General features: G+C 72.5%; 23 protein-coding genes, 1 tRNA gene and 1 pseudogene. 7 read left to right on the top strand and 18 right to left on the bottom strand.

Features of this window, described 5'->3' with window-relative positions; translation table 11 throughout:
• Nucleotides 1–82: 82 nt before the first annotated feature.
• Together ACVUH9_RS01320 and ACVUH9_RS01325 are read left to right on the top strand one after the other, a co-directional pair.
• Nucleotides 83–1,276 (top strand): ParB/RepB/Spo0J family partition protein, encoded by a 1,194-nt coding sequence (locus ACVUH9_RS01320; protein WP_475753176.1) that lies wholly within the window; start codon nt 83–85, stop codon nt 1,274–1,276.
• A gap of 370 nt (nt 1,277–1,646) precedes the next feature.
• On the top strand, nt 1,647–2,291 hold the full coding sequence (locus tag ACVUH9_RS01325; RefSeq protein ID WP_475753178.1) for a response regulator transcription factor: 645 nt from the start codon (nt 1,647–1,649) through the stop codon (nt 2,289–2,291).
• Nucleotides 2,292–2,344: 53 nt separating this feature from the next.
• On the opposite strand, the gene ACVUH9_RS01330 is transcribed toward ACVUH9_RS01325, so the two are convergent.
• The gene (locus ACVUH9_RS01330) at nt 2,345–5,575 is read right to left on the bottom strand and encodes a glycine-rich protein (RefSeq protein WP_475753180.1); all 3,231 of its coding nucleotides are present in this window, start codon (nt 5,573–5,575) and stop codon (nt 2,345–2,347) included.
• Between the two features lie 316 nt (nt 5,576–5,891).
• On the opposite strand from ACVUH9_RS01330, the gene ACVUH9_RS01335 reads away from it, so the two are divergent.
• On the top strand, nt 5,892–6,353 hold the full coding sequence (locus ACVUH9_RS01335) for a YtoQ family protein (RefSeq protein WP_475753182.1): 462 nt from the start codon (nt 5,892–5,894) through the stop codon (nt 6,351–6,353).
• A gap of 263 nt (nt 6,354–6,616) precedes the next feature.
• Here ACVUH9_RS01335 and ACVUH9_RS01340 read toward each other — a convergent pair whose 3' ends face one another.
• Nucleotides 6,617–7,402 (bottom strand): SDR family oxidoreductase, encoded by a 786-nt coding sequence (locus ACVUH9_RS01340; RefSeq protein ID WP_475753184.1) that lies wholly within the window; start codon nt 7,400–7,402, stop codon nt 6,617–6,619.
• A gap of 146 nt (nt 7,403–7,548) precedes the next feature.
• Here ACVUH9_RS01340 and ACVUH9_RS01345 point away from each other — a divergent pair, with 146 nt between their 5' ends.
• Nucleotides 7,549–8,517: an AraC family transcriptional regulator gene (locus ACVUH9_RS01345; protein WP_475753185.1), complete on the top strand. Its 969-nt coding sequence runs from the start codon at nt 7,549–7,551 to the stop codon at nt 8,515–8,517.
• 183 nt (nt 8,518–8,700) lie between these two features.
• Here the strand turns inward: ACVUH9_RS01345 and ACVUH9_RS01350 are convergent.
• A tRNA-Gly gene (locus ACVUH9_RS01350) sits at nt 8,701–8,774 on the bottom strand.
• A 370-nt stretch (nt 8,775–9,144) separates the two neighbouring features.
• Here ACVUH9_RS01350 and rsgA point away from each other — a divergent pair.
• Nucleotides 9,145–10,239: a ribosome small subunit-dependent GTPase A gene (rsgA, locus tag ACVUH9_RS01355; protein ID WP_475753188.1), complete on the top strand. Its 1,095-nt coding sequence runs from the start codon at nt 9,145–9,147 to the stop codon at nt 10,237–10,239.
• Nucleotides 10,240–10,247: 8 nt separating this feature from the next.
• Here the strand turns inward: rsgA and ACVUH9_RS01360 are convergent, their stop codons facing one another.
• The 3 genes from ACVUH9_RS01360 to ACVUH9_RS01370 form a co-directional block, all read right to left on the bottom strand.
• Nucleotides 10,248–11,042, bottom strand: coding sequence for a hypothetical protein (locus ACVUH9_RS01360; protein WP_475753190.1), 795 nt, complete (start codon nt 11,040–11,042; stop codon nt 10,248–10,250).
• A gap of 34 nt (nt 11,043–11,076) precedes the next feature.
• Complete coding sequence (gene whiG, locus ACVUH9_RS01365) at nt 11,077–11,865, bottom strand: RNA polymerase sigma factor WhiG (RefSeq protein WP_475753191.1); 789 nt, start codon at nt 11,863–11,865, stop codon at nt 11,077–11,079.
• Nucleotides 11,866–11,934: 69 nt separating this feature from the next.
• Nucleotides 11,935–12,885, bottom strand: a complete 951-nt coding sequence (locus ACVUH9_RS01370) for a tyrosine recombinase XerC (RefSeq protein WP_475753193.1) — start codon at nt 12,883–12,885, stop codon at nt 11,935–11,937.
• On the opposite strand from ACVUH9_RS01370, the gene ACVUH9_RS01375 reads away from it, so the two are divergent.
• Complete coding sequence (locus tag ACVUH9_RS01375; RefSeq protein ID WP_475753195.1) at nt 12,869–13,282, top strand: hypothetical protein; 414 nt, start codon at nt 12,869–12,871, stop codon at nt 13,280–13,282. The genes ACVUH9_RS01370 and ACVUH9_RS01375 overlap by 17 nt on opposite strands.
• Before the next feature lie 15 nt (nt 13,283–13,297).
• Here the strand turns inward: ACVUH9_RS01375 and ACVUH9_RS01380 are convergent, their stop codons facing one another.
• From ACVUH9_RS01380 to ACVUH9_RS01415, 8 genes are all read right to left on the bottom strand, one after another.
• Nucleotides 13,298–14,338: a L,D-transpeptidase family protein gene (locus ACVUH9_RS01380; RefSeq protein ID WP_475753197.1), complete on the bottom strand. Its 1,041-nt coding sequence runs from the start codon at nt 14,336–14,338 to the stop codon at nt 13,298–13,300.
• 250 nt (nt 14,339–14,588) lie between these two features.
• Nucleotides 14,589–15,845, bottom strand: coding sequence for an NAD-dependent epimerase/dehydratase family protein (locus tag ACVUH9_RS01385; protein ID WP_475753199.1), 1,257 nt, complete (start codon nt 15,843–15,845; stop codon nt 14,589–14,591).
• Nucleotides 15,842–16,630 (bottom strand): lysophospholipid acyltransferase family protein, encoded by a 789-nt coding sequence (locus ACVUH9_RS01390; RefSeq protein ID WP_475753201.1) that lies wholly within the window; start codon nt 16,628–16,630, stop codon nt 15,842–15,844. Before ACVUH9_RS01390 ends, ACVUH9_RS01385 begins: the two co-directional genes overlap by 4 nt.
• 166 nt (nt 16,631–16,796) lie before the next feature.
• Nucleotides 16,797–18,482: a dihydroxy-acid dehydratase gene (ilvD, locus tag ACVUH9_RS01395; RefSeq protein WP_475753203.1), complete on the bottom strand. Its 1,686-nt coding sequence runs from the start codon at nt 18,480–18,482 to the stop codon at nt 16,797–16,799.
• A gap of 113 nt (nt 18,483–18,595) precedes the next feature.
• Nucleotides 18,596–19,240: a hypothetical protein gene (locus tag ACVUH9_RS01400; RefSeq protein WP_475753205.1), complete on the bottom strand. Its 645-nt coding sequence runs from the start codon at nt 19,238–19,240 to the stop codon at nt 18,596–18,598.
• Complete coding sequence (thiD, locus tag ACVUH9_RS01405; RefSeq protein ID WP_475753207.1) at nt 19,237–20,124, bottom strand: bifunctional hydroxymethylpyrimidine kinase/phosphomethylpyrimidine kinase; 888 nt, start codon at nt 20,122–20,124, stop codon at nt 19,237–19,239. The genes ACVUH9_RS01400 and thiD overlap by 4 nt, the downstream gene beginning before the upstream one ends.
• 58 nt (nt 20,125–20,182) lie before the next feature.
• Entirely contained in the window at nt 20,183–21,322 is a 1,140-nt protein-coding gene (locus tag ACVUH9_RS01410) for a DNA-processing protein DprA (RefSeq protein WP_475753209.1), read from the bottom strand.
• 35 nt (nt 21,323–21,357) lie between these two features.
• Nucleotides 21,358–22,860 carry a YifB family Mg chelatase-like AAA ATPase gene (locus tag ACVUH9_RS01415; RefSeq protein ID WP_475753211.1) on the bottom strand — a complete coding sequence of 501 codons (1,503 nt, stop codon included), beginning with the start codon at nt 22,858–22,860 and terminating at the stop codon, nt 21,358–21,360.
• A 189-nt stretch (nt 22,861–23,049) separates the two neighbouring features.
• Between ACVUH9_RS01415 and ACVUH9_RS01420 the strand changes: the two genes are divergently transcribed.
• Nucleotides 23,050–23,451 (top strand): YraN family protein, encoded by a 402-nt coding sequence (locus ACVUH9_RS01420; RefSeq protein ID WP_475753213.1) that lies wholly within the window; start codon nt 23,050–23,052, stop codon nt 23,449–23,451.
• 20 nt (nt 23,452–23,471) lie between these two features.
• Here ACVUH9_RS01420 and ACVUH9_RS01425 read toward each other — a convergent pair whose 3' ends face one another.
• From ACVUH9_RS01425 to trmD, 4 genes and pseudogenes are all read right to left on the bottom strand, one after another.
• Nucleotides 23,472–24,104: a ribonuclease HII gene (locus ACVUH9_RS01425; protein WP_475753215.1), complete on the bottom strand. Its 633-nt coding sequence runs from the start codon at nt 24,102–24,104 to the stop codon at nt 23,472–23,474.
• Nucleotides 24,105–24,131: 27 nt separating this feature from the next.
• The gene (gene lepB, locus ACVUH9_RS01430) at nt 24,132–24,812 is read right to left on the bottom strand and encodes a signal peptidase I (protein WP_475753216.1); all 681 of its coding nucleotides are present in this window, start codon (nt 24,810–24,812) and stop codon (nt 24,132–24,134) included.
• A 167-nt stretch (nt 24,813–24,979) separates the two neighbouring features.
• Nucleotides 24,980–25,318: pseudogene (rplS, locus tag ACVUH9_RS01435) on the bottom strand (50S ribosomal protein L19); the annotation flags it as partial.
• A 124-nt stretch (nt 25,319–25,442) separates the two neighbouring features.
• A complete protein-coding gene (trmD, locus tag ACVUH9_RS01440) occupies nt 25,443–26,144 on the bottom strand; it encodes a tRNA (guanosine(37)-N1)-methyltransferase TrmD (protein ID WP_475753218.1) in 702 nt (233 codons plus the stop codon).
• Between the last annotated feature and the right edge of the window lie 2 nt (nt 26,145–26,146).

Raw genomic sequence — 26,146 nt, forward strand, 5'->3', positions numbered from 1 at the left:
CGCACACGGCGCTCACAGCGGCTGACGGCTCCCCGATCGAAGCCTGGCTAAGGTGCCTCCCCGATGACGAGGACGGTGCTGCATGTCGGTTGACGACTTCCAGAAGGGCGAGGAGGCGGTCGCCCAGCTCAACGCCGAGCGCGCGGGCAAGGAGCGTGACCGCCTGGCCGCGGAGCTGGCGGCCGAGCCGGAGTACGACACGGCGACGAAGGACCGGATCCGACAGGTCGTGCGGGTCGACCGGATCGCGGCGGACCGGAACATCCGGCCCGACCTGCCCGAGATCCACGACCTGGCGCTGTCGATCCGGCAGCGCGGGCTGCTGACGCCGCCGCTCGTCCGTCGCAAGCCGGAGGGCGACGGAGAGTTCCTCCTCGTGGCCGGCCACCGACGGCACGCGGCGCTCGTCGCGTTGGGGTGGGAGACGACGCCGGTCGACGAGATCGTCGACATCGACGAGGACGAGGCGTTCGAGATCCAGCTGCTGGAGAACGTCCAGCGCGTCCAGCTCGAACCGATGCAGGCCGCCCGCGGGCTCCGGCTGCTGATGAAGCGTCGCGACGGGTCCAGCGCCGCCGAGGTCGCCCGCTCGATCGGCCTGTCGCCATCGTGGGTGCGCCGCCACCTCAAGCTGCTGGAGCTGCCCGACGAGGTCCAACAGCGCGTCGCCGACGGCGACCTGTCGCTGACGATCGCCGATCTGCTGCGCCGGCAGACCGACAAGGGCGCGATCACGAGCAAGCAGGCGATCGACCTCGCCGGCCAGGTGGCGCAGGGCGACATGACGCCCGCCGAGATCCGGGAGACCTTCGGCGAGACCCGCGGACCGAAGGCGCCCGCGCCGGTCAAGGGCGTCTTCCGTCCCGGCGACGGCCCGGAGCCCCGCGGCGACGACAACTGGCACGACGCGGGCTCGACCGCCGACCCGGCCTCGCGCGAATTCGTCGTGCCGGACCATCGACCCGTCCGCGGCGACGAGGCAGGGCCCGCCGGCGAGGACGGCGCCCCCGCGGCCTGGGACGGCTCGCGGCCCCGCGAGCAGCTCGCGGGCGAGGCCTCGCAGGGCCAGATCCACGCGCAGCTCGACCGCTACCTGATCCGTTGGCTGACGGAGCGCGACAAGACCGTGGCCGACGCGATCCCGCTGCCCGCCGACCTCGACGAGCTCGCGCCCGCCGACCTGGCGACCCACGTCCGCCGCTGTGCCCAGGCGCTGCTGCGGGCCGACAAGGTCGCGGCGGCCTCGCACCCCGACGCGGTCAACCGGGTGCTCTGAGCGGCGCGCCCCGAGAGCCGCGTAGCTCAGATCCGGGTGGGCCCCGGACTCGCGCATCCAGGCCGGGCGACCGCTCGGGGCGCGATCGGCTTCCGCAGCGAGCGCCCCAACCCGACTGATGCGGATCTCGGTGTCGTGCGTGACCGAATCCGCATCGGTCGGTGAGGCGGCGGGTTCTCCGTCGTCCGTTCCCTCGCCCTCACGGTTCTGCGACGCTACGCCGCATACGCACCGCGCCACCATCACTTCCGCTCGCCGTCAAGCACGCGCGAGCCACGGCGCTGACGGTCTCGCTCGAACGCGTCGACGGTGAGCTGCGGATCGCGGTGCAGGACGACGGGGCCGGCCCTCAGGTGCAGGCGGTGATCCCGTGCGGGTCGTGATCGGCGAGGACCAGCTGCTGATGCGCGAGGGGCTCAAGCTCGTGCTCGAGCGCGCCGGCTTCGTGATCGACGCGGTGACCGAGGACGCGCCGTCGCTCGTCCGGCGGGCCCGCGCGCTGCGCCCCGACCTGGTGGTCGCCGACATCCAGATGCCGCCGGACAACACCGACGACGGGCTGCGGGCGGTGCTGGAGCTGCGGGCCGAGCGCCCCGACCTGCCGGTGATCGTGCTGTCCCAACACGTGCGGCGCGCGTACGCGACGGAACTGCTCGAGACCGGAGAGCGCGCCGTCGGCTACCTGCTCAAGCAGCGGATCGCCGACCTCGACCGGTTCGTCGCGGACCTGCACCGAGTCGTCGCGGGCGGTACCGCGCTCGACCCGGTGGTGGTGACGACGATGATGGGGCGGGTCAGGCCGCACGACCCGCTGGCGGACCTCACCGACCATCAGCGCGAGGTGCTCGCGCTGATGGCCGAGGGCCTCAGCAACGCTGCCATCGCGACCCGACTCGGGATCACCGAGCGGGGCGTGGTCCGCAACGTCTCGCGGATCTACGAGCGGCTGGGGTTCGACCAGGACGCCGACGGTCACCGTCGCGTCCTCGCGGTCGTCCGTCACCTGTCGCGCTAGGACCTACACCGGCGCCTCTCGCAGGAGGCGCCGGTCATCCCTGCACCCGGCCCTCAGCCGATCACCCAGAAGTGGACGACGGTGGTCTTGCCGTTCTTGCCGCCGCTTCGGGGCGTGATCCGTACCCGGTAGCGGCCCGGTGCCAGCCTCTCCGCCTTCAGAGCGCGGAGCAGCGCGATCTGGTGGGGCCCCGACCGGAGCCTCTTCGTGATCCGCAACGGCGGCGCTGCCCGTGCGTGGACCATGCTCGTCGTCGCCGCCCGGTAGACCGCCGGCTTGTCTCCGGCGTGCTTCGTGGTCGACTCCCCGGGGCACCGCGACACCCGCGTCGGCCTCGGCGACACGCGCCGCTCGAGGACGAAGCTGACCGAGGCGTCGGCGTCGAGCGTGTAGCGCACGGTCACGTCGCGGCCGGCCCGCGGGCCGGTGCCGACGCACGTGCGGCTCGTCCTCACCTGCGACAGCCGGAGCGGCGTCGTTCCGGCCCCCGACGTCCCGGGCGTCGTCGGCGCGCCGGGCTTGGAGGGCCCGTCGGGCGTGGTGGTCGGCCCGTCCGGGGTGGTCGGCACCGAGGGCCGCGCCACGACCGTATAGCCGATGCTGGCCGTCCCCGTCTGTCCGGTCTCGCTGGTCGCCGTGACCGTGTAGGTGAACGTGCCGATCTTGCTGGTGTCGAGCGTGCCGGGGCTCGCCGTCCCGCTCCCGCCGACGCAGGACTCGATCCCCGGGCCGCTGGCCCCTTCGGTGCAGCGGAAGGCGGTGGCGACGGTCTCTCCCACCGTGTACGTCTGGTGGTTCGCCGGCGTGGTGATCGTCGCCGTCGGCGCGGCCGCGACCGTGTAGGTGATGCTCGCCGTCCCGGTCTGACCGCTCTCGGACGTCGCCGTCACCGTGTAGGTGTGCGTCCCGGTCTCGCCGGTGTCGAGCCTGCTCGGGCTGCGCTTCCCCTGATCGTCCTCGCAGGTGTCGATGCCGGGGCCGCTCGCCCCGTCCTCGCAGCTGAAGTCGGTCGCTACGACCTCGTCCACGGCGTACGTCTGGCCGTCCTCCGGCGTGGTGATCGAGGCGGTCGGCGCCGCGGCGACGGTGTAGCTGATCGTCGCGGTGCCGGTCTGCCCGCTCTCCGACGTCGCCGTCACCGTGTAGGTGAACGTGCCGGTCTCGCCGGTGTCGAGCGTGCCCGGGCTCGCCGATCCGTCCCCGTCTTCGCAGGACTCGATCCCCGGACCGCTGGCCCCTTCCTCGCAGCTGAAGGCCGTCGCCACGATCTCGTCGACGGCGTAGATCCGGTTGTTCGCCGGACCGGTGATCGTTGCGGTCGGCGCCGCCGCGACGGTGTAGCTGATCGTCGCGGTGCCGGTCTGCCCGGATTCACTCGTCGCCGTGACGGTGTAGGTGTGCGTGCCGGTCTCGCTCGTCTCGAGCGTGCCGGGGCTGGTCGCCCCCGACCCGTCCTCGCAGCTGTCGATGCCGGGACCGCTGGCTCCGTCGGTGCAGGTGAAGGACGTCGGCACGACCTGGTCCACGGCGTAGGTCTTGCCGTTGGCCGGCGCGTCGATCGACGCTGTCGGTGCCGCCGCGACGGTGTAGGTGATCGACGCGGTGCCCGTCTGGCCGGTCTCGCTCGTCGCCGTCACGGTGTAGGTGAACGTTCCGGTCTCGCTCGTGTCGAGTGCGCCCGGACTCGCCGATCCGCTCCCGTCGTCGCAGGAATCGATCCCCGGGCCACTGGCGCCCTCGGCGCAGGTGAAGGCCGTCGGCACGACCTGGTCCACGGCGTAGATCTGGTTGTTCGCCGGACCGGTGATCGTGGCCGTGGGCGCCGCCGCGACCGTGTAGGTGATGCTTGCCGTCCCGGTCTGACCGCTCTCGGACGTGGCCGTCACGGTGTAGGTGTGCGTGCCGGGGGTGTCGGTGTCGAGCACGCTGGGGCTGGACTCCCCGGCCTCGTCCTCGCAGGTCTCGATCCCCGGGCCGCTGGCGCCTTCCGCGCAGCTGAAGCCGGTGGCGACGACCTGGCCCACGGCGTACGTCTGGTTGTTCGCGGGCGTCGTGATCGTGGCGGTCGGTGCCGCCGCGACGGTGTAGGTGATCGACGCCGTCCCGGTCTCACCGCTCTCGGAGGTCGCCGTCACGGTGTAGGTGTGCGTTCCGGGGGTGCTCGTGTCGAGCGTGCCGGGACTGGTGGAGCCTGCCCCGTCCTCGCACGACTCGATCGCGGTCCCGGTGTCGCTCTTGGCACAGGTGAAGCTCGTCGCGACCGTCGCGCCCTGCGCGAAGGTCCGGTTGTTCGCCGGCGAGCTGATCGAGGCCGTCGGCGCCGGCGGGGTGTAGCTGATCTTCACCGAGCCGTTCAGCGGCGCCTCCGAACCGTTCAGCGGGTCCGTTGACCCGCCGGGGGCGGTCGTGATCTCGACGCCGGTGATCGTCCCGGCCGTGTAGTTCGAGCCGGCGCCGCCGCCACCACCCCCGTAGAGCAGGCTCCGCTGGCTCGCTCCGCCTCCGCCGCCGCCGTAGCGGCCGCCGCCCCCGCCGGCGCCGCTGCCGCTGCAGAGGCCGTTGGACTGGCTCTCGTAGGCGCCGATCCCGCCGACGCCGAGCGCCCCGTCGGTCGACGGGACGGCCGTGGTGCAGACCGCCGAGAGCCCGCGTGCGCCGCCGGCCGACGACGTGCCGGGCTGGCCGGCCGTCGTGCCGAACGCGCCTCCGTGCCCGGCCCCAGGGGTCGCGCCTCCCGAGCCACCGGAGGGGCAGGCGTCGCGGTTGTCGCCACCGGCTCCGCCACCGCCACCGGCGACCAGCCGGCGCGAATCGGTCGGCGTCAGCCCGCTGGCGACGGGCAGCGTGCGAATGTCCGACGCGCCACCCCCGCCACCGCTCGGCCACTGCTGGGAGCGGCCGTTGCCGCCGCCGTTGTAGCCGCCAACGGTGCTTTGGGGCGACCCGATCGCGTCGCCGCCAGCGCCGCCGACCACGACCCAGAAGCTCTGCCCCGGCGTGACGGCCATCGTCCCTCTCACGCGCGAGCCGGCACCGCCTTGGCACCGAAACGGCGGCGTCTGGAGCGCGCCGCCGCCCTGCCCGCCGATCGCGTCGATAGCGATTCTCGTGACGCCGGCCGGGACGGTGAACTGCGTTGCGCCGGGGGTCGAGAACGTCTGCGACACGTCAGCGAACGCTGCCGGCGCCGGCGGCAGCATCGCCGCCAGCGCGCAGCCGACAACGCTGCTTATCGCGACGGAACGGCGCCGGTTGCCTGGCGCCCGGGGGGCGGGGATCCTCATCACGTGGTCTTCCTCTGGGTCTCGGACAGCGAGCCACGCGTCGCGCGCGCCTCCGCCCAGGATCCGATCAGTGCTCCGGGCGCTGCGCTAGTGACCTAGGTGCCCACCGGGCGCGACGCACCCGCCGTTCTCAGACGCCCTGCGCCGCGGCGCGCTCCGACGCCCAGGCCCACCGGAACCTTGGCGGGACACGCGTGCAGGTCGCGTCGAGCTCCGCGCGACCATCCGACACGAGTCGACGCCCCCACCGCCCACTGACCACAGCCCACCGCCCGACGACAACGGCCGGATCCCACCGGTCGTCACAATCGGGCGTATGACCTGGACCATCTACCTCTCCGGAGAGATCCACACCGACTGGCGCCAGCGCATCGAGCAGGGTGCGAAGGCCGCCGGGCTCGACGTCGCCTTCACCGGTCCGGTGACCGATCACTCGTCCAGCGACGACTGCGGTGCGGCGATCCTCGGCGAGCCGACCGAGTCGTTCTGGCGCGACAACCTGGGCGCCGGCGTCAACGCGATCCGCACCCGCACCCTGATCGAGCGAGCCGACATCGTCGTCGTGCGCTTCGGCGAGCAGTACCGCCAGTGGAATGCGGCCTTCGACGCGGGCATCGCCTCCGCCCTCGGCAAGCCGTTGATCACCCTGCACCCGTCCGAGCACGACCACGCGCTCAAGGAGGTCGACCGGGCAGCGCTCGCGGTCACCCGCGAGCCCGAGCAGGTCGTCTCGATCCTGCGCTACGTGACCACCGGCCAGCTGGATCGCACGGCCTAGCTGCAGTCCTCACCGCGCTTGGCAAGGCGCGGCCGAAGGCGATCCAGGCACTTCTTGATGAATGTGCCTCGCCGGGAGGCCACTCGCATCGGGCGCTACAGAACCGGTCCAGCGGTCCGGCGAAATGCGGGGCTCGACGTGGCCTGCAGGTGCATCGACGGATCAGAGCGTGGCTGGCCCTTCGTCACGGTCAGGCCCAGTGGCAGCCCCTGTGCGCGGGTCTCGTCAGACGGCGCGCGGACTTCCGTTCGACGGAACGCGCGCTACCTCACCTGCGCCAGCGCCACGGCGTCCGGGCCCGCCGGGAAGCGCAGCTGGCCGGTCTCGTCGGTGGCGGCGCGCCAGACCGCCTCGGCGACGTCGGCCTCCGTCGTCACGACCGCGGGCGCCTGGAAGTCGGCCATGACGCGGTCGGCGTAGGCCGCGTAGGGCTCGGCCAGCAGGCCCTCCATGCGCTCCGCCCCGTTGCTCCCGAAGCTCGTCGTCGGGCCGTACCCGGGCTCGACGAGCTTCGCGCGGACGTCGAACTCCTCCAGTTCGAGCGCGAGCGACCCGGTGAAGCCCTCGATGGCGGTCTTGCTGGCCGTGTAGACGGCGACGAGGGGCATGCGCGCCAGGGCCACGCTGGACGTCACGTTGACCACCACGCCCGACCGGCGCTCGCGGAACTGCGGCAGGACCGCCTGCGTCATCGCCATCACGCCGAAGGTGTTGGTCTCGAAGATCTCGCGCGCCGTCGCCATCGGCGTGAGCTCGAAGGCGCCGATCGCCCCCACGCCCGCGTTGTTGACCAGCACGTCGATCGGCCCGCTCGACCTGATCGCGGCCGCGATCGACGCCGGCTCGGTGACGTCGAGCGCAAGCACGCGCAGGCGCTCGGACTTCGGCAGCAGGTCCTGTCGGGGCGTGCGCATGGTGGCCACGACGTTCCAGCCCCGGGCGAGGAAGTGCCGGGCCGTCTCCAGGCCGTAGCCGGACGAGCAGCCCGTGATGAGGACGGTCTGGTCAGCGGGGGTGTCGCGGGTGGTCGAGGACTCGTTGTTCGTCATGCAGCAAGCGAACCGCAGACCGGGCTGGGTGCGTGAGAACGAAGCTCCAGGGTCATTGCACGATCCTGCTCGATGCTCGCCCGGAGCCCGCCGAAACGCCTAGCTAGTCCCCCTCCAGACCCCCGGTCGAGATGTACGATCCGCGCATGGAACCGATCGCGGAGCTGCGGGCGCTGATCGCCCGGCACGCTCGCGCAGACGAGACGACGGCCGTCGACGGGGTCCTCCTGTCGGCCGCCGGCCGCCCTGGCGAGCCCCAGCCTTCGAGGACCGGGACGGTCATGGCGCTGATCGCCCAGGGCGCCAAGCGCCTGGCCATCGGCGACCGCGTCTACGACTACGGCCCCGGGCAGTACCTCGTCGCCTCGGTCGACCTGCCGATCACCGGCCACTACACCCACGCCGCCGCGGACGAGCCGGCGCTGGGGTTCGGTCTGCTCCTCCGGCCCCAGGCGATCGCGGCGCTGCTGCTGGACGCCGGGACGACCCGCGACCGCACGCCGCCGCGACGGGCCTCGCCCGCGCGTCCAGGGCTCGGCGTCGCCGACGCCTCACCGGAGCTCCTCGACGCGGTCGTCCGCATGGTCCGCTTGCTCGACAGCCCCGACGACCGCGATGTCCTCGCGCCGATGATCGAGCGCGAGATCCTCTGGCGGCTGCTCAACGGCCCGCTCGGGGCGTCGGTTCGGCAGATCGGACTGACCGACAGCAGCCTCTCGCTGATCAGCCGGGCGGTGCGCTGGATCACCGAGCACCACGACCAGGCGTTCCGCGTCGAGGAGGTCGCTCGCTCGTGCGGAATGAGCACGTCCGCGTTCCACCGCAGCTTCCAGACAGTCACGGCGCTGAGCCCGATCCAGTTCCAGAAGCAGATCCGCCTGCAGAAGGCGCGCTTGCTGCTGCTGACCGGGGTCGATGACGTCGCCACCATCGGCTATCGCGTCGGGTACGACAGCGCCTCCCAGTTCAGCCGCGAGTACCGACGCCAGTTCGGACTGCCGCCGGGATCCGACGCCAGGCGCCTCCGCTCCAGCGCCGGGATCGCCAGGGATCCGCGGGAATCTGCACTCGCCGCCTCTCGCGGACCGCGCCATGAACACCTGGAAAGAGCGTAGAAGCTGCGGAGCGACGGCCTGGATCGCCGGGATCCGCGGGGATCCCTCAGGGATCGTCAGGCATCTGGCGAATCTCAGGCACTAGTGCCTAGCCGCCCACCCGCCGAATCCATCCCGCCCCCGCCCCCAACAACGCAAAAAGCCCCGCGTTAGCGGGGCTTTCTGGTACTTCACTTCCCTAGGAGCGGATGATGGGACTCGAACCCACGACCTTCTGCATGGCAAGCAGACGCTCTAGCCAACTGAGCTACATCCGCGCGGGACCGGAAATATAGCGAGCGATGAGAATCCGTGTCGGCTCGTCCCCGGATTCGGCCCGAACCCCGCTTCGGGACTGGATCTGAGCGTCTCCACGCCCGTCGTTTCCGCCCGCGCCCGACCTCTCGACCACCTTCGAGCCCGCGTCGCCCGGCCTGCCGACCGACCTGGGCCCTCGCCTCCCCTCCCGCCTGTCGAGCAACCTTCGGCGCCTCATCTCCTGCCCGTGCCCCGTCTTGCGCCCCGGATCTCCCGGCCCGCCGACCGGCCCTCCGCCCCGCGTCTCCCCGCCCGCCCGCGACCCGCCCCTCGCCCGTATGGTCGCGAGCGCGTAGCATCAGGCCGGATGCAGCCAGGGATCACGGGCCGATGAGCAGTGCCGACGTCGTCCACGACGGCGAGGCGATGTCCGACCTCTGGGACGGCCCGGACCCACTCGCGGAAGCGGGCTGGAACGCGGAGGTCGCCGCCGACCTCGAGCCGCTCCTCACCGGCAACCGGCTTCCCGCGCGTGTGGCGCGGATCGAATACGGCGGCTGCCACCTCGTGACCGCGATCGGCCGCCGGCCCGGCGTCGGCCGCCTGGGCCGCACGTCGGACTTCGACGACGACCGCGCCTCGACCCCGCTGGCGGTCGGCGACTGGGTCGCCACCGAGCGCGACAGCAGCGACGACCGGCTGCTCGCCGTGGCCGTCGCCCCCCGCCGCCGCCGCGTCGGGCGCCGCGATCCCTCGCGTGAGCTCCTCGAGCAGGTGCTGGCCTCCAACGTCGCGGCCGTCCTCATCGTCCACGCACTCGACCGGCCGCTGCGGCCGAGCCGGATCGAACGTTCGATGGTGATCGCCTACGAGGGCGGCGTCCAGCCGATCGTCGTCGCCACCAAGGCCGACCTCGACCTGCCCGCCGAGTGGCAGGCGCTCCAGGACGAGATCCCGCCGGGAACACCGGTCGTCTCCGTCAGCAAGCGCGACGGTCGCGGGTTCGACGATCTGCTCGCCCTCCTTCCCCGCGGGGAGACCACCGCCCTGATCGGCGAGTCCGGCGCCGGCAAGTCCTCGATCGTCAACGCGCTGCTCGGTCGCGAGCTGCTCGCGACCGCCGCCGTCCGCAGCACCGACGCCAAGGGTCGCCACACCACCACCGCCCGTGAGCTCGTTCCGCTCGGCGGCGGCACCTGCCTGCTGGATACCCCCGGTACCCGCGAGCTCGGCCTCGTGCGCGACACCGGTGGACTCGCCGCGGCGTTCGTCGACATCGACGGGCTGTCCCCGCAGTGCCGCTTCGCCGACTGCCGCCACGACCGTGAGGCCGGCTGCGCGGTGCGCGCCGCCGTCGAGGCCGGAGACCTCCCCGAGGCCCGCCGCAAGTCGTTCCTCGAGCTGCGCGAGGAGATCGAGGAGCTCGACACCAAGCGCACGGACCGCGAGCAGCGGCTCGGCGAGGGCCGCCGGCCGCGGGACTAGCTCCGGGCTCAGGCCGCGGGAGCTCCCGCGATCCGCAGGTACAGGTAGCCGTTCTCGTCCGCGACGGCGTTGGGATCGACGTCGCCGGTCTCCAGCTCCTGGAGCGAGGTCCCCCGGCCGGTCGCGCGCACGCCGTCGGACTCGCGGGCGAGATCGAGCTCGAAGCGGTACCAGCTCAGCTCCCAGGCGATCACGACTTGCATCCGCGAGCCCTCGAGCGTCCGGATCGTGACCCACGGGGCGCCGAGCGAGCGGCCGATCCCCGACAGCATCCGCGGATGCTCGGAGTGGTTGTAGAGGTCGACCGCACGAGCGGCCATCCGCGCGCCGGCGGTCGTGACCTGGGCCGGATCCCCGGTCGCAGTCGTGGTGTAGGCCGCCAGCGGCGCGGCCTGCTGCTTCTTGGCGAGGGCCAGCGAGGCGACCTCGTCCTCGATCCGGTGCGGCCGCCATTCGCTGCGGCGCTCCACGGGCTCGGACTCGACCGCGACGGGGGTCGCCTTCGGGACCGGGCGGTGGCGGCCGGCGGGCCGCTCCGGGGCGGCCTCGGGCGCGGACCGGCCGGGGCCGCTGCGCTTGCGGAAGCGGTCGAGGAACGACCAGGCGCCGCGCTTGCGGTTCGGGGCCAGGGTCGGCGCGTCGTTGACGCCGACGCGGATCCAGCCCGCGTAGAGCGCCTGAGGCACGCAGAGCTCGCAGACCTCCCGGCGCTCGCCGTCGTTCAGGAAGACCTCGGGCTGCTCGCCCCGCAGGAGGTGACGCTCGCAGAACGCGCAGGCCACGTAGTTACCGGGGGTCGACACCCGGTCGAGCCTAGCAACGGTCAGCCGGCGCCGGTCAGGAGGCCGCGAGGTCCGCCGGGTCGATCCGCGAGCGCAGCCGTAGGACCGCCTTCGTGTGCAGCTGCGAGGCGCGCGACTCGGTCACGCCGAGAACCTCGCCGATCTCCCGAAGGGTGAGGTTCTCGTAGTAGTAGAGCGCGATCACGACCTTCTCCCGCTCCGGCAGCCGTTGGATCGCGTCGCCGACCTGATCGCGCAGGTCCTGCTCCGCGAGCAGCGTCTCGGGATCCGGCGCCTGGTGGTCCTGGATCGTGTCGAGCAGCGAGACCTGGTCGCCGCTCGCATCCCCGACCGTCCACATCTCGTCGAGCGCATGGATCGTCGACTGCGAGACCTGGAGCAGACCGTCCTGGAACTCGCGGACGCTGACCTCCATCGCGCTCGCCATCTCCTCGTCGGTCGGCGCGCGGTGGAGCTTGTGCTCGAGCTGGGTGTGGGTCCGCTCGATGTCGCGGGCGCGTTGCCGGACCGAGCGCGGGACCCAGTCCTGCGAGCGCAGCTCGTCGATGATCGCGCCCCGGACGCGGGTGACGGCGTAGGTCTCGAAGCGGATCTCGCGCTCGAGGTCGAAGCGATCGACGGCGGTCGTCAGGCCGACGAGACCGTACGAGATCAGGTCCGCCTCCTCGACATGCGGGGGCAGCGTCGCGGCGACGCGACCGGCCACCCACTTGACCAACGGCGCGTAGGCGAGCACCAGCTGCTCACGAGCGGAGACGTCGTGGTTGTCCCTGAGCCGCTTCCACAGCTCGCGCAGGTCCCGTTGACGGGGTTCTACCTGCACCGGGAGGGTTTCCCGTTTCGGGGGCGATGGAGCGGTTGACACGAGTTCAGACACCGGATGGTCAGCCAATCAAGCCCGGGGATGGCTACGACGATAGGCCGACTTCAGTCGGCTCGACTCTACCCGAGTGTAGACCTGCGTCGTGGACAATCGTGCGTGTCCCAGCAGCTCCTGGATGGCACGGAGGTCCGCGCCCCCGTCGAGGAGGTGGGTCGCGAACGAGTGCCGGAGCGCGTGCGGGTGCAGGTCGCTAGGGAGATTCGCCGCTCGGACCCAGATCTGCATCCGCCGGCGGACATCGCTCGTCGAGAGTCGACGGCCCCGCCGGGAGACCAGCAGGGCCGCTTCCGGCGGGCCCTCCGAGGGCGTGTCGGTCAGCACCGGTCGCCCGCGCGAGAGGTAGCGGCGGACGGCGTCGGCGGCCGGGTCGCCCAGCGGCAGGGTGCGGGTCTTCTCGCCCTTGCCGGTCACCCGCAGCTGCCGTCCCTCGAGGTCGACGTCGGTCACGTCGAGCCGCACCAGCTCGGCCGCACGCAGGCCGCTGCCGTAGGCGATCTCGAGCATCACCCGGTCGCGCAGGGCGAGTGGATCCTGGTCGGCCGGGATCTCGTCGAGCAGCCGGGCCGCCTCGGTCGGCTTGACCACCCGCGGCAGCCGCTGCGGCTTGCGCGGCCCGGGCGCCAGCTCGGCCGGATTGCCCTCGACCACGCCGGCGCGGCTGAGCGCACGGAACGCGGCCCGCAGCGCGGCCAGCGCGCGGGTCACCGATGCCGGTGCGGCACCGGCCTCGGTCAGTGTCTGGGTGTAGCGACGGACCGTGCGTAGATCGACAGCGGGCGGGCCGTCGACGCCGCGCGCGGTGCACCAGACCGCGAACCGGCGTAGATCACCGGCATAGGCACGCCGTGTCCGCTCGGCCGCGCCGAGCCGGGCCTGCTCGGCGTCGAACAGCGCAAGCGCCTCGGTCCATCCGGACGGCAGCTCGTCCGTATCCTGTCCTGTTGTGGGCACGTTCTTCATCGACACTGACTCTGGCCGGATCGCGACGCGTCGTCAGTTGAGCGCGGCCGGGTTGGGGGATGACGTCGACCCGCCCCCGCGTCCGTGGCACCAGATCCGCGCCGACATCGGTGCGTCGACCCTCTGGTATGCCGTGCTGCGGAAGCAGGAGCGCGGTATCTGGTTGGGCACGTTGACCTTTCGCCATCAGGACCACCATTCCCTGCTGCTGAGTCAGGGATGGGAAGAGGTTCCGGTCGAGGAGATCGTCGCCTTCGGTCCCGCGGCCCCGTCCGGGGGCGAGCCCGACGACGATCTCCAGGACGCCGTCCGCGAGCTAGGCGCCTCCAACGACGACGCGCAGCTGCAGAGCGACGTCCGGGCGCTGGGCGTTCCGGACGGCCCGCGGGACGCCTGAGCGGCGCGGCGTGACCTAGAGGATCCAGATCGGGGTGCCGACCGGCACCCGCGGGAACAGGTCCTCGACGTCCGGCACGTGCATCCGCAGGCAGCCGTGTGAGGCGTTGGTCCCGATCGACGCGTCGTCGCTGGTGCCGTGGATCCCGACCCCGTCGTAGATCCCCATCCAGCGGGCCTTGATCGGGTTGGCGGGATCGCCGGCCGGGATCACCTGTCCGGCGAGGTCCCCCGCCCAGGCCGAGTTCGGCACGTGCCAGGCCGGGTTCGCGTCCTTGTTGGCGATCGTGTACTGGCCGGACGGGGTGTCGTGGCCGGCCTTGCCGACGGAGATGCCGTAGCTCTTCGAGACCTTGAAGTTCTTGTAGAGCGTCAGCCGGAAGCTGCTGCGATCCGCGACCAGGACCGTGTGGTACTTCTTCTTGACCTCGGCCGTGGTCATCTTCGGCTGCTGCTTGCGGGTCGACGCCGAGATCTGGTGGGGTGCAGACGGATCGAGCAGCGCCTTGCGGACCTTGCTGATGACCACCGGCCGTCGCAGTTCGAGCCCGACGACACCCTTGTCGATCGAGAGCTTCCCGCCCGAGAAGCTGACCGCCGCTTCCTTCGGCTTGCGGTTGAGGTCCTTCTCGACGCGGTCCAGCAGGCGGGTGATCGACTTCTTCGAGTACGTGCTCGTCGGGTCGATCTTGCGGACGACCGTGCCTCCGCTGACCTCGCGGTAGACGCGGGAGAAGGCGTTGCCGCTCTTCCCGAGGGCCACGGCCTGGGCGACGGCCTCGTCGAGGTTGACGTCGACCTTCGCCTGCTTCGGGGTCAGCGTCCAGTGGCGCCCGGAGTGCACGACGCGGACTGGTCGACGGAGCTTGTCGAGCAGCGCCGCGCGGACCTTGTTGTCGGCCGCCTCGGCGTTCAGGCCCCCGACCGGGACCCCGCCGATCTCGACCCCGTCCGGGATCTTGTTGCGGGTACTGGCGTCGGCGACCAGCACTCCAGCGCAGGCGAGCAGCAGGACGAGCAGAACGCTCGTGATGACCAGGACGGGACGTTGACGCATGACGGAGACGCGTATGGTAGCGATGCGTACAGCGATACGGGGTGCTGCAGTCCGCTACCCCGTTCCCTATCGCGCTCGTGGCGGCCAGCAGGGGCGACCGCGCGGACCGACCCGGACGGCCCCGTTCGACGGAACCGACGCTCGACGGCCCGCCCCGATCAGACGGTCGGTCAGTCGGTCAGACGCGAGCGGGGCCGGTGCGTGTGGCCTCCCGCTCCATCACCAGCGGCACCGCCGACCGTCCTCGCGGTCAACCGCGCGGCAGGCTGCTTCCGGCGCGGGCCAGCAGCAGATCGATCTCGTCGAGCACCCGTCGGCGGGCCGGACCGCGCTGCTCGTGGCCCCGCAGCGCGACGAGCGCCTCGGGATCGAGCGAGGGCAACAGCGCCACGAGCGCATCGACCTCGAGCGCGCCGATGCCCAGCTCTCCCGACTCCTCGACGACGTCGAGCGGTCGCGCCGACGGGCTGTACCGGAGGAAGGCCTCGACCTCCGGCTCGTACGGCGCGGGCACGCCCGGGGCGAGCACCCGCCGACGGCGACGCACCCCGGCGGCGGCACGGAGGGCCTCACGGGTCGTCGCGCGGTACCCGAAGCCGGTCGCCTTGAGCCGACGGTTGTCGAGCCCGCGCCCGCGCCGCAGCTGACCGGCGAGATCGTGCGCCGCCCCTACCCCCGCCCGCTGGAGCGCCCCGGCGAGCACGCCGATGCCCCACGGCGGCAGCAGCGGCGCGTGGGCTCGGCCGAGCTCCCGGAGCGCTTCGCTCAACGAGAGCGTGCCGTCGGCGGCGACGACGTAGACGCCGGTCAGGGCCTCGCCGACGACGTGGGCGACCGCCCGGGCCGCGTCCTGCTCGTGGACGACCTGGATCGCGGGATCGAAGCCCAGCACCGTCGGCAGCAGCGGCAGACGGTCCGCCGCCTGCAGGACCCCGGTCCCGGCGGGCCCGACCGGATCGGCCAGCCGGACCGTCGCGAGCTCGAGGTCGGGCCGACGGGCGGCGGTCGCCTCGGCGGCCGCCTCGATCTCGGCGAGTCCCCGCTGGAAGCTCCCGCGCGGCTCGCCGACGGGGGCGCCCTCCCCGACGAAGGCCGGCAGGTCGCGGCCCCAGCCGTAGCGGTGCACCGAGCCGACGGTGACGAGCCGACGGATCGGCGATCCGTGGTCGAGACAGGCCTCGTCGACACGGCCGGTGACGGTGGCGTGGTCGCGGAGCGGTCGTTCGTCGAGCGAGGCGACCGCAGCGGCCGCCCGCACGTCGACGAGCACGTCGATCCCTGCCCCGCGCGCCACCCGCGCGAGCTGGACGTGGCCCCCGGCCAGCCGCACGAACTCGGCCCCGGCGAACGGGGCCGGCGGCGCGTGGTCGTCGACCGCGATCACGGTCTCGACGTCGTCCCGCCGTTCGAGCTCGGCGATCACGAGCCCGCCGAGGCGGGAGGCGGCCGCGGTGACGAGGACCCGGGCCCGGCGAGGCGCGTCGTCCGTCCGCTCGCCGGTGCTCATCCGAGCCACCGTGAGCCGCGAGCACGAACCATGTCGGCGCTCTCGTGGCGCAGCCGACGCGATACCGAGAGGGCGACCCGCTCGGCGTCGTCGGCCAGCGCCCCGGTGTCGTCCGGGACGATCGCGTCGAGCGCCCGCAGGCGGATCTTCGCGGGAAGGAAGGCCAGCAGCGCCAGCGGCCCGAGGTGCGGGAAGCCGAGGGTGATCGGCAGCCGCCGTCCGCCGGGGAGCGGGATACGACCCAACACCGGTTGGGCGTCGTCGGCCCCGACCGCCGCGACCGGCACGATCGGCGTCCCGGTCCGAACCGCAGCGGACACCGCGGGATGCTGGGCCAGCGTGGCGGCCGCGGCCTCGTCGTCGAGCTGGTCGCTGCGGACGGCGAGGACGACGAGCGCGTGCTCGTCCCCGAGCAGCCGCCGGAGGTCGTCGGGGTGGGCGCCGACCGCCCCCGAGCGGGCCAGCAGCACGGACAGGCCGGGCTGCTCGAAGAGCCCCCGGCCGAGGCAGACGCGGGCCTCGCGGCGACGCGGATGGTCCTCCCGGATCGCCTTCGCCAGCAGTGACGCGATCGGGGACACGACCCCGCCCCCGTTGACGATCAGCAGCGCGCCGCCGGACGCCGGGATCCGCGCCGCCTGTTCCAGCTCCGCCCGGAACCAGAGCTTGTAGGCCGCCTCCCAGACGGTCCGGTCCAGCGCATCGGTCAGCCGCGCCGAGCGACCCCAGTCGTCGAGGTCGCGATCGGATTCGACGACCGGGAGGGTGTCGTGCGCGCGCTCCACGCTAGATGGTGGGTTCCGGGGAGGTCGTGGATGCGAGGTGCGTGTCGCGCGGATGGCTGGTGCCGGTCGGCGTCGAGGGCGATGCCGGTGGCATCGTCGAGACGCCGGCGGGCCTCAGGCGCCGCCCGGTGCGTGCACCGCGCCGCAGGATCGAGGAAACGACCATCTAGACCGTGACCGCGCCCTCGCTCGCGCTGCCGACGAGGCGGGCGTACTTCGCGAGCACGCCGGTCGAGTCGGGGCTGGTGACTGGCTCGTAGGCGGCACACCGCTCGGCGATGACCTCGTCGGTGAGGTCGACCGACAGGCGCCGATCGTCGACGTCGATGGTGACGATGTCGCCCTCCTGGACCGCGGCGATCGGGCCACGGTGGAAGGCCTCCGGGGCCACGTGGCCGACGGAGAAGCCGTGGGTCGCGCCGGAGAAGCGGCCGTCGGTGATCAGGGCGACCTCGCCGCTGATGCCGATCCCGCTGAGCGCGCTGCTGACCGCGAGCATCTCGCGCATCCCGGGGCCTCCGGTCGGGCCCTCGTTGCGGATCACGATCACGTCGCCGGGCTTGATGCCGCCGGAGGTGACCTGCTCCATCGCGTCGGCCTCCTGCTCGAAGACGCGGGCGGGGCCGGTGTGCTGGCGGCGCTCGTGGCCGGAGAGCTTCACGACGCAGCCCTCGGGCGCCAGGTTGCCGCGCAGGATCGCGAGGCCGCCGGAGTCCCGGAGCGGGTTGTCGAGCGGGCGGATGACCTCCTGGCCCTCGGCCTCGCCCTTCGCGCTGGCGAGCTCGCCGATCGTCGGCCCGGTGACCGTCGGCTGCCCCTCGTGCAGCTGCCCGGCCTGCTTCAGCCGGTGGAGGAAGACCGGGGTGCCGCCGGCGTGCCAGAGGTCGACGGCGTTGAACCGTCCACCCGGCAGCAGGTCGCAGAGCAGCGGGGTCGAGCGGCTGATGCGGTCGAAGTCGTCGATGTCGAAGTCGACGCCGGCCTCCTTCGCCACCGCCAGCAGGTGCAGGACGGCGTTGGTCGAGCCGCCGGAGCCGGCGACCGCCGCGACCGCGTTCTGGAGCGACTCCTTGGTGATCAGGTCGCTCGGGCGCAGGTCGCGCCGGAGCACCTCCATCGCCAGCTCACCGGTCTTGAAGGCGACCTCGGCCTTGCTGGGGGCCTGGGCGTGGACCATCGCCGCGCCGCTGGGGCTGATCCCCATCGCCTCGAAGGCCATCGCCATCGTGTTGGCGGTGAACTGGCCGCCACAGGCGCCGGCGCCGGGGCTGGCGACGTTCTCCAGCTCGTCGAGCTCCTCGTCGGTCATCTTGCCGGCGGAGTGCTGGCCGACGGCCTCGAAGACGCTCTGGATCGTCACCTGCTTGCCGTGCAGGTGGCCGGGCGGGATCGAGCCGCCGTAGAGCATCAGGCCGGGGATGTTCAGCCGCGCGAGGGCCATGATCCCGGCCGGGATCGTCTTGTCGCAGCCGGTGATGACGACCAGGCCGTCGAACAGGTGCCCGCGGGCGACCAGCTCGATCGAGTCGGTGATGACCTCGCGGCTGACCAGCGAGGTCTTCATGCCGCTGGTGCCCATCGTGATCCCGTCGGAGATCGCGATGTGGTTGAGCTCCATCGGGGTGCCGCCGGCAGCGCGGATGCCGTCCTTGACCTTGGCCGCGAGCACCCGGTGGTTGAAGTTGCACGGCATCGTCTCGATCCAGCCGTGCGCGACGCCGATGATCGGTTTGCTCAGCGCCTCGTTGTCGAAGCCGATCCCCTTCAGATATGCGCGTGCCGCGGCACGCTGCGGCCCCTCGGTGACCTGCCGGCTGTTCTGCTTCAGGTCGACGCTGTCCGTGCTGCTCATCAGCCTGAACGCTACTCCCTCAGGCCTTCGAGCCGCCGCGGCGTGAGTCTGGACACGGGGGCGCCCACGGGTGTCGGTGACCTTGCCCGCTCCCGCGACTGCTCACCGGCCGCTCAGGGGTGGGCGCGTCCCCGCTGCGAGGCGCCCAGCCGGCGGGCGCCGACCGTCGCCGCGGCGCGCTCGGCCCGCTCGCGCTCCCACTCCCGCAGCCGCCACAGGTCGCGCCGGATCCGCCGCCGCGACATCTCGGTTCCCGGGGTCGCGATCCGCGCGGAGGCGATCACGCCGTGCTCATCGCCGGTCAGCGCCATCCAGTGCGCGAGCAGGTCGTCGCTGGCCGCCAACGCGTCGTCGGGACCGAGCCCGGCGAGCTGGACTCGGCATTCGCCGAGCAACGTAGTCGTCTGGGGCAGGTAGACCACGTACGGGTGGTGCGGGTAGACCAGGTAGGCGTAGGCGACGCCCGGCGGCGGACGACGCCCCGACGGCGCCGGAGCGCGCCCCTCGTGGCCCCAGACGCGCACGAACCCGAGCGCCCGGTACATGGCCCAGCTGTCCTCGTCGAGACACGTCCGCAGCAGCTCGCGGGCGGTGCTCTCCGCACGACGCCGCTCGGCGCGACCGGCCGGCCCCTGGATCTCCCAGGCGCGGCTCTGCGCGAGGCGACGACGCACCGCCGGCAGCCATGCGCCCACCGTCAGCGACAGCGGCAGCACCACGGCGGCGACGAGCGCCACGATCGCGAGGATGGTGATCATGGGATCTGCACCTGCGTTCGTCGTGGAGCGACCGTCTCGGCGAACCGCTCGGCCTGTGCGCGGAGGGTCGCGATGTCGAGCACGTCGATCGGTCCCGCCCCCGCCCCGACGTCGCGCAAGCCGTGACGGACCGCCTCCCCCGCAACCGCCCGGGCCACGCGAGCCGCTCGACCGAGATCGTCCCCGAGCGCCAACCGGGCGGCCAGCGTGCTCGAGTGCGTGCAGCCGGACCCGTGGGCCGCGCCGTCCGGGTGCCGCTCCCCCGCGAAGACGCTCACCGACCCGTCGGGGGCCAACAACAGATCGTGGGCCTGCCCACGGTGCCCGCCGGTGATCAGCACCGCCTGCGGCCCGAGCGCAGCGACGGAACGGGCCACGTCCTCGACGTACTCGTCCCCGTCGTCCTGCACGCCACCGACCTCGCCACCGCGGCCGGCGAGCACCAGCGCCTCGGGAAGGTTGGGCGTCACGACCGTCGCCCGCGGAAGCAGGTCGGCCACGAAGTCGGACTCGGCATCCGTTTCGAGCAGACGGGCCCCGGACTCGGCGACCATCACCGGGTCCAGGACCACCGGCGTACCGGCCGGCAGGAGGTCGAGTGCCTCGACGATCGCGGCGATGCTCGGCCGTGAGCCGACCATCCCGATCTTCACGGCGTCGACTCCGATGTCCTCGGCCACGGCGCGGACCTGGGCGACGATCATCGCTGGGGAGATCGCCTCGATCCGCGTCACCTCGACGGTGTTCTGCGCGGTCAGCCCAACGATCGCGCTCGTGCCGTGCACGCCCTGGGCCGCGAAGGCCTTGAGGTCCGCCTGGATCCCCGCGCCGCCACCGGAGTCGGAGCAGGCGATGGTCAAGCAGATGCGTGTCCGAACGACCATGTCAACCGAGGCTACCGCGACTGGCAACCGTGCGAGCGACATCCCGGCCGTTTCCTCCTCATCCGTTGCCGGGAGACGGGCGCGGCAGCAGGCTCAAGTGCCCCGTCAGGCCCCGTTGGAGCCGCCCACTCGCCTCCAGCGCCCCCAGCCCCTCGAGGATCTCGTGAGCGTCCCGTTCCTCCAGCAGCTGCTCGATGGTGCACGGGCCGTCGACCAGCCGAGCCGCGATCGACCGAGCCCCGCCCTCAAGTCCGCTCAGCGGATCGACCGTCGCGATCCGCCCGCCGAGCGGTGCGGTCAGGTCCTCCGGCAGCAGGTCGAGGATGTCCTGGGGCTCGATGACCGGCCGTACGCCCTCAAGCCGCAGCAAGGCGTTGGAGCCCTCGCAGCCCGCGGCCGTCACCGATCCGGGCACCGCCCCGAGCGGACGTTCGAGCTCGCTAGCGAAGCCGGCCGTGATCAGCGAACCCGACTTCTTCGTCGCTGCCACGACGACGACCGCGTCGACGAGCGCGGCGATCAGGCGGTTCCGGGCCGGAAAGCCCCAACGGCGCGGTGTCGTGCCCGGCGGAAGCTCCCCGACCACCGCACCGTGGACGGCGATCCGTTCGTAGAGCGGTCGCAACCGGGCCGGTGACGGCCGCTCGACGCCTCCCGCCAGCACCGCCACCGTCGTCCCCGGCAGAGCGGCTCCGGGTGCGCGCCCCGCGGCCAGGCCGGCGAGCGCCCCATCATGGGCGGCGGCGTCGATCCCGAACGCCATGCCGCTGACGACCACGATCCCGGTCGCAGCCGCTGCCTCCGCGAAGCGGCGAGCCACCGTGCGGGCCTCGTCGGACGCACGTCGCGCCCCGACGATCGCCACCGACGGCTGCTGCGCCCCGTCCACGAACGCCTCCGGCAGACGCTCGACCCCACCCAGCACATGCAGCACCGCGGGCGGGTCGTAGAGGTCGAACAGCCGGTCGGGATAGGCGGCGTCGTGGCGACAGATCGCGGTCACCCCGAGCAGCCGCTCGTGGTTGTCGGCCTGCGTCAGCAGCTCGTCGGCGGAACGCCTCAGGGCTGCCGGACGCGTCCCCGCATCGGCGGAGCGGCCGAGCAACGTCTCGACCAGCTCCTCGTCGGCGAGCGCGAGCACCCCGCCCGGTCGGTTGCCCGAGAAGCGCCGCTCCAGCGCCGGGCTGAGCTCCGCCACGAGCTGGGTCCGGCGGAGGCACGCCGCGCAGGCCCTCACGCCGCCACCGCCCGGCGGTCGCTCTCGACCTGCTGCCGCAGGTGCAGCCCCTCCCCGAGGTGGGCGGCGTCGATCCCCGCCGAACCCTCGAGGTCCGCGATCGTACGCGCGAGTCGGAGCACCCGGGCGCGTCCTCGGGCGGAGAGGAACCCGCTCGCGTAGCACCGCTCGAGCGTCTCCCGCGCGCTCCGCGAGAGATCGTCCTCCAATGGTCGCGGGCCGGCCATCCGGTGGCGTTCGCTGCGGAACCCGCGCGCGGCGATCACTCGCCCGCGGACCTCCGCGGATCCGGACGATGGAGGCCCGGCGATCTCCGTCGTCGACGGCCGCGGGCAGTGGACGTGCAGGTCGATCCGGTCGAGCAACGGCCCGGAGAGCTTCCGCCGGTAGCGGTCGAGGTCGGCCTCGGTGCAGCGGCATCGGGCGTCGCCGCCGTAGCCGCAGGGGCAGGGATTCGCCGCCGCAACCAGCAACGTGCGTGAGGGGAACGTCCGCGTGTGCCCCTGCCGGACCAGCGCCACCCTCCCGTCCTCCAGCGGCTGGCGGAGCGCCTCGAGCGCGTCACGACGGAACTCGGGGAGCTCGTCGAGGAACAGCACCCCTCCGTGGGCCAACGTGATCTCTCCCGGGCGGGCGACGCTGCCGCCACCGACCAACCCGGCCGCCGACGTTCCGTGGTGGGGCGCGCGGAACGGCCGCTCCTGGACCAGCCCACCACTGTCGTGCAGCCCGCAGACGCTGTGGATCCGCGTCACCTCGAGCGCTTCGCCCGGACGCAACGGCGGGAGCAACGCGGGCAGGCGCCGGGCCAGCATCGTCTTGCCCGTCCCGGGCGGTCCGAGGAGGAGCAGGCTGTGACCACCAGCGGCAGCGACCTCGAGGGCGCGGCGAGCGAACCGCTGACCGCGGACGTCGGCGAGATCCGGGACCGCGGCGCCGCTGGCCACGACCGACTCCGCGATCGGCAGCTCTGCGCGATCGTCGCGGGCCGGATTCGCCATCGCGGTGACCGCCTCGCGCAACGTCTCCACCCCGCGGACCGCCAGGCCCGGGACCAGCGCCGCCTCCCGGATCTGCGCCCGCGGCAGGACGACGGCCACCAGGCCGGCCGAACGTGCGCCCTCGGCGACGACCAGAGCACCGCGACCGGAGCGCACGGCCCCGCCGAGCGAGAGCTCCCCGACCACCGCCACCCCGGCCAGATCGATGCCCGGGGCCTGCCCACTCGCCGCCAGCAGACCGATCGCGATCGCGAGGTCGAAGCCGGGGCCACCCTTCGGCAGGCTCGCCGGAGCCAGGTTGACGGTGATCCGCCGTTGTGGCAGCTCGAAGCCCTGGTTGCCGAGGGCCGCACGGACCCGCTCCCGGGACTCGCGGACGGCCAGGTCCCCGAGTCCGACGATCGTGAACGCCGGGAGTCCGGGCCGGACGTCGACCTCGACGACGACGGGACGCGGCTCGAGGCCGTCGATGGTGAAGGTGTGAACGCGGGCCAACATGTCGACCACGCTAGGCCCGATGCCTGTGTCCGATCAGCCCCCGAAGCGTGCCAATTCCGTGCCGAGCGCGAACCAATTCCGTGCCGAACGGAGCTGCTGGATCGACGACACGATGTCGGGGCGACATCGGCACGAAGTTGGCACATCTGGCGCGCCACGAGTCACATCTTCGTCCGTAGCGTCGACCGTGTGCCCTCCCACCGCCAGTCCCCCGACTCCGCCCCTCCCGACCACCGCCCGCAGACCGGACGGGTCGGCGAGCGTCACGCCCGCCAGCACCTGATCCGGTTGGGCTTCGTGGTGCTCGCCGAGCGAGCGCGGACCCGTTGGGGCGAGATCGACCTGATCGTCCACGACGACACGACGATCGTGTTCTGCGAGGTCAAGACGCGGATCGCGCGGGCGATGGGCGTCCCCTGGACCTCGCTCCATGCCGGCAAACAGCGCCAGGTCCGCCGGCTGGCGGCCGCTTGGCTCGCCGACACGCCGGAGCGCCCCCGCTCCCGCGACCTCCGGTTCGACGCGATCGGCGTCCTGCTCGACCCGGGCGGTCGACTGATCCGGCTGGACCACATCGAAGGGGCCTTCTGAGCCGGTGCTGACCTTCGGGACTAGAGCAGACCCTCGTAGGCGGCCGAACGGAAGGATCGCCGGTGCATCTCGCTGAGCCCGTGGCTCCGGATCGCCGACTGGTGGGCCGCCGTGCCGTAGCCCATGTGCCGCTCGAAGCCCCAGTGCGGGAGCCGATCGGCGGCGCGGTGCATGAACCGGTCGCGGGTGACCTTGGCCACGATCGATGCCGCCGCGATCGCGGCGCTTCGCCCGTCGCCGCCGACGACGGCGCGCTGTTGGTACCCGTTGTCCGGGACCGAGAAGCCATCGATCAGGCAGAGCGATCCCGGGCGCGCGACGACGCCCGCGGCGGTCGAGAGCGCCTCGAGGTTGGTGACGTGGAGCCCGCGAGCGTCGAGTCCTTCGACGCAGCGGCTGACCACGGTCATCCGCTCCACCGTCCGCAGCACGATCCCGAAGAGGCGCTCGCGCTCGACCGCGGTGTGCTTCTTCGAGTCGTCGAGCGCGCCGAGAGCGCGCACCTCACGCGGACCGATCCGCTCGAGGTCGATCAGGACGGCTCCGGCCACGAGCGGCCCGGCCAGGCATCCCCGGCCGGCCTCGTCGGCCCCGACCACGAACCGCGACCCTGTGCCGCGGTCGAACTCCACCAGTTGCCGGCCGCGACTCATGCGGCTGACCCGGTGGATGTGCTGGCCTCAGAGGCCACCGATCTTCTTGGGCGGCCAGTAGGTCGCGAAGGCGTTGCCCACGATCGAGCTGCGCGGGACGGGGCCCCAGAAGCGGCTGTCGTTCGACTCGCCACGGTTGTCACCCATCATGTAGTACTGACCGGGCGGAATCTTGATCGCCTTCGGCAGGGTGCAGGGGTTGTTCCCGCTTCCCTGGCCGTCGCAGGTCGAGCTGATGAAGGGCTCGCGGGTCGGGGCACCGTTGCGGATGACCCGGCCGGCGCGGACGGCGATCGTGTCGCCCGGGGCGCCGACTACGCGCTTGATGTAGTTCTCATCCGACCACTCGCCGCCGACCGTCTTCGGGCAGGGCTCGCCGAGCTGGATGTTGTCCCGCACGCCGCACTCGCCGGCGCCTTCGCTGCCGACCTCCAGGCCCGACTTGTCGGGCTGGGCACCGCGCGGCGGATGGAAGACGACGACGTCGCCGACCTTCGGATCGCTGCCGAGGCGGTGCGAGATGCGGTTGACCAGGACCCGCTGGCCGATGTCCAACGTGGGAAGCATCGACCCGCTGGGGATCTGGTACGGCTTGACGAGGAACGCCTGGATGCCGAGCGCCAGCAGCAGCGCTATCACCACCAGCCCGACCAGTTCGACGATCGGGTTGAGACGGCGCTTGCGCTTCTCCTGGGGCCTCTCCGTCACCCCGGTCTTAGACCGGGATGAGCGGGCGTCCTCGTCCACGGGCGGAGTGCTGCCGCCTAGGCGTCCGAGGAGGTCGCGGCAGCGGCCTCGTCGGAGGCCGGGGCCTCGGGGGCAGCGACAGGCGCCTCGTCGACCGGCGCGGCCGCAGCCGGCTCCGGGGCGACGTAGCGCTTCTCCCGCACGCGGGCGGCCTTGCCGACCCGGCCGCGCAGGTAGTAGAGCTTCGCGCGACGGACGTCGCCGCGGGCGGCAACGTCGATCTTCTCGATCTTCGGCGAGCTCAGCGGGAACGTGCGCTCGACGCCGACGCCAAACGACTGCTTGCGGACGGTGAACGTCTCGCGAGCACCGTGCCCCTGGCGCTTGATGACGATGCCCTCGAAGACCTGCGTACGGCGACGCGTGCCCTCGACGACCTGGAAGTGCACGCGAACGCGGTCGCCGGGCTGGAAGTCGGGCTGCGAGCGGAGCTGTTCACGCTCGAGCTTCTCGATTACGGTGGTCATCAGCGAGGGGCCCGGACTGGTCGGAAAACACGCACCAGCGCGTGATCCGGGCAAGGTGACCAGCCTAGCGAAGGCGACCGCTTCACGCGCTGTGGCACCCGCAAGGTGCAGGGAAACAGCTTCCTCAGCCGTCGCGACCGAGACGCGTGCCCTCGTCGCCGCGCTCGCGGCTCCGGGCACGACGCCAGGTCTCGATCTCCGCGTGGTGCCCGGAGAGCAGCACGTCGGGGACCTTCCAGCCGCGGTACTCCGCCGGCCGGGTGTAGTGCGGGTACTCGGGATCGCCGCCGAGCGCGACGCTGAAGCTCTCCTCGACGGCCGAGGCGGAGTGCCCCAACGCACCGGGCAGCTTGCGCAGGACCGCATCGCAGACGACCATCGCCGCCAGCTCGCCCCCGGCCAGCACGTAGCGGCCGATCGAGAGCGTGTCGGAGCAGAAGTGCTGGACGATCCGCTCGTCGAAGCCCTCATAGCGCCCGCAGAGCAGGGTGATGCCCTCCTCCTCGGCCGCCAGCTCGTCGACGTAGGCATCGTCGAGGACCCGCCCGCCGGGGGTCAGCGCGATCACGCGCCGCTTCTTGCGGAGCTCGACGGGATCCTCGTCGTAGATGCCGCGCAGCGCGCGATCCATCACGTCGACGCGGAGCACCATGCCCGCGCCACCACCGAAGGGGGTGTCGTCGACCTGACGTGCGGTCGTGACCGTGTGATCGCGGGGGTTGAAGGTCCGGACCTCATGACCGTCCCGGGCCGCGTTCTGCACGTGGCGCTGCTGGTGGAACCAGTCGAACCAGTCGGGGAAGAGGGTGACGACGTCGAGCTGCACGG

The organism is Patulibacter ginsengiterrae, from assembly GCF_056269115.1.